Source organism: Pseudomonas sp. (genome assembly GCF_030696055.1).
Classification (GTDB): domain Bacteria; phylum Pseudomonadota; class Gammaproteobacteria; order Pseudomonadales; family Pseudomonadaceae; genus Aquipseudomonas.
On record NZ_JAUYNP010000100.1, the window covers coordinates 1 to 4,252 of the forward strand.

Here is a 4,252-nt window from a genome sequence, read left to right on the forward strand (position 1 = left end):
TCCGGGTTGCCGGTCATGCTGATCAGCTTGATGCCCAGGCGTTTGATCAGCGGCAGCAGGGTCACGATTTCGTTGGTGGTGCCGGAGTTGGACAGGGCCACAATCACGTCATCGCGGGTGATCATGCCCATGTCGCCGTGGCTGGCTTCGGCCGGATGGACGAAAAACGCCGTGGTGCCGGTGCTGGCCAGGGTGGCGGCAATCTTGTTGCCGACATGCCCGGATTTACCCATGCCCACCACCACAACCCGGCCCTTGCTGCCCAGGATCAGCTCGCAAGCGCGCACGAAGTCGCCGTTGATGCGTTGCAGCAGGTCCTCGATGGCCTCGAGTTCAAGGCGAATGGTGCGCTGCGCAGATTGGAGTAATTCGTTGGACTGGCTCATGGCGTCTCAAGGGGCGTGCTGAGTAAAAGGCGACGATTATAGCGGGAAAGGTGCGCCTGCCCAGCACTTCCACCATGGCCCGGTGCTCGGGCGCTGGATCAGACTGTGATCTGCAGCCCCATGTTGAACTTTGGGCGGGCAAATACCTGGTGTTATAGTTCGCGCCCATTTTCGGTCCGTTCGACGGTTGTAGTGCCCTTTTCCCGAGGCGATGCGTCTGTCAGGCAAGCTTTTAGCAAGGAGTCCAGATGAGCGCCGAGAATCCCTATGCAGTCGAGCTGAAAAGCCTGAGCTTTAAGCGCGGCGAGCGGGATATATTCAAAAATGTCGATATTCGCATTCCGCGCGGCAAGGTCACCGGCATCATGGGGCCTTCCGGGTGCGGCAAGACCACTCTGCTGCGCCTGATTGCCGCCGAACTCAAGCCGACGCAGGGCGAGGTCTGGGTCAACGGGGTGAATCTGCCGAGCCTGTCGCGCAGTGAATTGTTCGATATGCGCAAGCAGATGGGCGTGCTGTTTCAGAGCGGTGCGCTGTTTACCGATCTGGATGTGTTCGAGAACGTGGCTTTCCCGCTGCGTGTGCACACCCGGCTGCCGGAAGAAATGATTCGTGACATCGTGCTGATGAAATTGCAGGCCGTGGGCCTGCGTGGCGCCCTGGATCTGATGCCGGATGAGCTGTCGGGCGGCATGAAGCGCCGCGTGGCGCTGGCCCGTGCCATCGCCCTGGACCCGCAGATTCTGATGTACGACGAGCCATTCGTCGGTCAGGACCCGATCGCCATGGGCGTGCTGGTGCGTTTGATTCGCCTGCTGACCGATGCGCTGGGCATCACCAGCATAGTGGTGTCCCACGACCTGGCGGAAACCGCCAGCATCGCCGACTACCTCTATGTGGTGGGCGACAGCCAGGTGCTGGGCCAGGGCACGCCGGATGAATTGATGAATTCGGACAATCCGCGGGTGCGCCAGTTTATGCAGGGTATCCCGGACGGTCCGGTGCCTTTTCACTATCCGGCGGCGAATTACCGCGACGATCTATTGAGGGGGCGCTGATGCGCAAGACATCTGTGCTCGAACGTATTCGTCTGTTCGGTCGAGCCGGTATCGATGTGGTCGCCACGCTGGGCCGTTCCAGCCTGTTTCTGCTGCACGCGCTATCTGACGGCGGCTCACGGGGCAATGGCTTTCAGCTGCTGATCAAGCAGCTGTACTCGGTGGGGGTGATGTCCCTGGCGATCATAGTGGTGTCGGGGCTGTTTATCGGCATGGTGCTGTCGCTGCAGGGCTTCAGCATCCTGGCCAAGTACGGCTCGGAGCAGGCGGTGGGGCAGATGGTGGCCCTGACCCTGCTGCGTGAACTGGGACCGGTGGTCACCGCGTTGCTGTTCGCCGGGCGCGCCGGTTCGGCGTTGACTGCGGAAATCGGCAATATGAAGTCCACCGAGCAGCTGTCCAGCCTGGCCATGATCGGCGTCGATCCGCTCAAATACATAGTCGCGCCGCGGTTGTGGGCCGGTTTTATTTCGATGCCCTTGCTGGCGATGATCTTCAACGTGGTCGGCATCTGGGGTGGGGCCATGGTCGCCGTCGATTGGCTCGGGGTTTATGAAGGCTCGTTCTGGGCCAATATGCAGAGCAGTGTTTCGTTCCGCGAAGATGTGCTCAATGGCGTGATCAAGAGCGTGGTCTTCGCCTTTGTCGTGACCTGGATCGCCGTGTTCCAGGGCTATGACTGTGAGCCGACTTCGGAAGGTATCAGCCGTGCCACCACTAAAACCGTGGTGTATGCCTCGCTCGCCGTGTTGGGGCTGGACTTTATTCTGACCGCTTTGATGTTTGGAGATTTCTGATGCAGAACCGCACGCTGGAAGTGGGTGTCGGCTTGTTTATGTTGGCCGGGTTGTTGGCTTTGTTGCTGTTGGCGCTGCGGGTCAGCGGCCTGAGCATGGGAGCGAGCGATGGCACCTACAAGGTGTATGCGCACTTTGAGAATATCGCCGGACTGACGGTCCGATCCAAGGTGACCATGGCCGGGGTGACCATCGGCAAGGTGACGGCGATCGACCTGGATCGCGACAGCTACACCGGGCGCGTCACCATGGTCCTGGATAAGCAGGTGGACAATCTGCCGCTGGACTCCACGGCCTCCATCCTCACCGCTGGCCTGTTGGGCGAAAAATATATCGGCCTCAGCGTGGGTGGCGATGAGGAAGTGCTGCGCGACGGCGGAACCATTCAGGACACTCAGTCGTCACTTGTATTGGAAGACCTGATTGGCAAGTTCTTGCTCAATTCGGTCAATAAAGACCCGGCCAATTAATAAGGGGATACCTCAGATGATCAAGGCACTGCGCTACAGTCTTTTCCTTTGCTTGACGCTTATGTCGCTGTCCGTCCTCGCGGCGCCGGCCGCCCATGAGGTGGTGCAGCAGACCACCACCGAGTTGCTGGCAGACCTCAAGGCCAATAAGGAGCAATACCGCACCGATCCGGCGGCCTTCTATAACGCGCTGAACAACATTCTCGGCCCGGTGGTGGATGTCGATGGCATTTCCCGCGGCGTGATGACGGTGCGTTTCTCCCGCAAGGCCACGCCGGAGCAGATGACGCGCTTCCAGGAAAACTTCAAGCGCAGCCTGATGCAGTTCTATGGCAATGCCCTGCTCGAGTACAACAACCAGGATATCCGCGTGCTGCCGGTCAGCGGTCAGCAGGACCCGCAGCGCACGGCGGTCAATATGGAAATCAAGGACGGCAATGGCGCGCTGTACCCCCTGTCCTACACCATGGTCAGCCTGGACGGCACCTGGAAGATGCGTAACGTGATCATCAACGGGATCAACGTCGGCAAGCTGTTTCGCGACCAGTTCGCCCAGTCCATGCAGAACAACGGCAACGACCTGAACAAGGTCATCGACACCTGGGCCGATACAGTGGCCAAGGCCCGTCAGAGCACGGGTGAGTCGTGAGTCAGGCCGCTATCAGCGAGCTGGCGCCAGGTGTATTGCAGCTGGCGGGGGAGCTCGACTACCTGAGTGCGCCGGCGCTGCGCGAGCAGGGCGCTCGCCTGATCGGCGCCAGCCAGGGCGGCGTCTGCGTGATCGACTGCGCCTCTGTGGCCAAGTCCAGCAGCGTGGGCCTCTCCTTGTTGCTGGCCTTTATGCGCGATGCCAGCGCGGCGGGCAAAAGCCTCAGCGTGCGCGGCCTGCCCGAGGATATGCGCGAGATTGCCGGCGTCTGCGGCTTGCTCGAGGTGTTGCCGCTGGAGGCTTGAGGCGCGGCGCCGGCCGGGTTTCGGTCGGCCGGTGGCAATGCGGGGTTCGCAGGCGGGGGGCTTTTTTGTATGATGCTCGGCCCGCGAGCGTCCGCTCTGCTGTCGTTACTCCATGCATTGATCGAGGTTGAGCATGCAGGCCTTAGAAGTGAAGAGCCTCCTGGAGGCTAAATTGCCGAATACCCAGGTGGAAGTTGAGGGCGAAGGCTGCAACTTTCAATTGAATCTGATCAGTGATGAGTTGGCCGGCCTGAGCCCGGTCAAGCGTCAGCAACAGATCTACGCTCACCTGAATGCCTGGATTGCCGATGGCAGCATCCATGCGGTGAGCATGAAATTCTTCAGCCGTGCCGATTGGGCCGCGCGTTCCTAAGCCTGCGGGCGACGAGAGAACTATGGACAAACTGATTATTACCGGCGGCGTGCGCCTCAATGGCGAAATCCGCATTTCCGGGGCGAAGAACTCCGCCCTGCCGATTCTCGCCGCCACTCTGCTGGGGGATGCCCCGGTCACCATCTGCAACCTGCCGCACCTGCACGACATCACCACCATGATCGAGCTGTTCGGGCGCATGGGCATCGAGCCG

General features: G+C 60.6%; 7 protein-coding genes and 1 pseudogene. 7 read left to right on the top strand and 1 reads right to left on the bottom strand.

The features are described from left to right. On the bottom strand, nt 1-386 hold a 386-nt coding region (locus Q8Q83_RS06095), incomplete at its 3' end, for an SIS domain-containing protein (protein ID WP_305622046.1). Nucleotides 387-634: 248 nt separating this feature from the next. On the opposite strand from Q8Q83_RS06095, the gene Q8Q83_RS06100 reads away from it, so the two are divergent. The 7 genes and pseudogenes from Q8Q83_RS06100 to Q8Q83_RS06130 form a co-directional block, all read left to right on the top strand. Beyond that, complete coding sequence (locus Q8Q83_RS06100) at nt 635-1,444, top strand: ATP-binding cassette domain-containing protein (RefSeq protein ID WP_305622048.1); 810 nt, start codon at nt 635-637, stop codon at nt 1,442-1,444. Further along, complete coding sequence (mlaE, locus tag Q8Q83_RS06105) at nt 1,444-2,241, top strand: lipid asymmetry maintenance ABC transporter permease subunit MlaE (RefSeq protein ID WP_305622050.1); 798 nt, start codon at nt 1,444-1,446, stop codon at nt 2,239-2,241. The genes Q8Q83_RS06100 and mlaE overlap by 1 nt, the downstream gene beginning before the upstream one ends. Then, nucleotides 2,241-2,711 carry an outer membrane lipid asymmetry maintenance protein MlaD gene (mlaD, locus tag Q8Q83_RS06110; RefSeq protein WP_305622052.1) on the top strand — a complete coding sequence of 157 codons (471 nt, stop codon included), beginning with the start codon at nt 2,241-2,243 and terminating at the stop codon, nt 2,709-2,711. The genes mlaE and mlaD overlap by 1 nt, the downstream gene beginning before the upstream one ends. 16 nt (nt 2,712-2,727) lie before the next feature. Next, nucleotides 2,728-3,360, top strand: coding sequence for a phospholipid-binding protein MlaC (locus Q8Q83_RS06115; protein WP_305622054.1), 633 nt, complete (start codon nt 2,728-2,730; stop codon nt 3,358-3,360). Further along, the gene (locus Q8Q83_RS06120; protein ID WP_305622056.1) at nt 3,357-3,665 is read left to right on the top strand and encodes a lipid asymmetry maintenance protein MlaB; all 309 of its coding nucleotides are present in this window, start codon (nt 3,357-3,359) and stop codon (nt 3,663-3,665) included. The genes Q8Q83_RS06115 and Q8Q83_RS06120 overlap by 4 nt, the downstream gene beginning before the upstream one ends. Before the next feature lie 133 nt (nt 3,666-3,798). Next, complete coding sequence (locus tag Q8Q83_RS06125) at nt 3,799-4,038, top strand: BolA family protein (protein WP_305622058.1); 240 nt, start codon at nt 3,799-3,801, stop codon at nt 4,036-4,038. Nucleotides 4,039-4,060: 22 nt separating this feature from the next. Continuing rightward, a pseudogene (locus tag Q8Q83_RS06130) lies at nt 4,061-4,252 on the top strand (UDP-N-acetylglucosamine 1-carboxyvinyltransferase); the annotation flags it as partial.

Bases quoted from the DNA above. Each gene is read 5' to 3' on its own strand.
- mlaD (WP_305622052.1), top strand. From the start codon at position 2,241: ATGCAGAACCGCACGCTGGAAGTGGGTGTCGGCTTGTTTATGTTGGCC.
- Q8Q83_RS06100 (WP_305622048.1), top strand. From the start codon at position 635: ATGAGCGCCGAGAATCCCTATGCAGTCGAGCTGAAAAGCCTGAGCTTT.
- mlaE (WP_305622050.1), top strand. From the start codon at position 1,444: ATGCGCAAGACATCTGTGCTCGAACGTATTCGTCTGTTCGGTCGAGCC.
- Q8Q83_RS06115 (WP_305622054.1), top strand. From the start codon at position 2,728: ATGATCAAGGCACTGCGCTACAGTCTTTTCCTTTGCTTGACGCTTATG.
- Q8Q83_RS06125 (WP_305622058.1), top strand. From the start codon at position 3,799: ATGCAGGCCTTAGAAGTGAAGAGCCTCCTGGAGGCTAAATTGCCGAAT.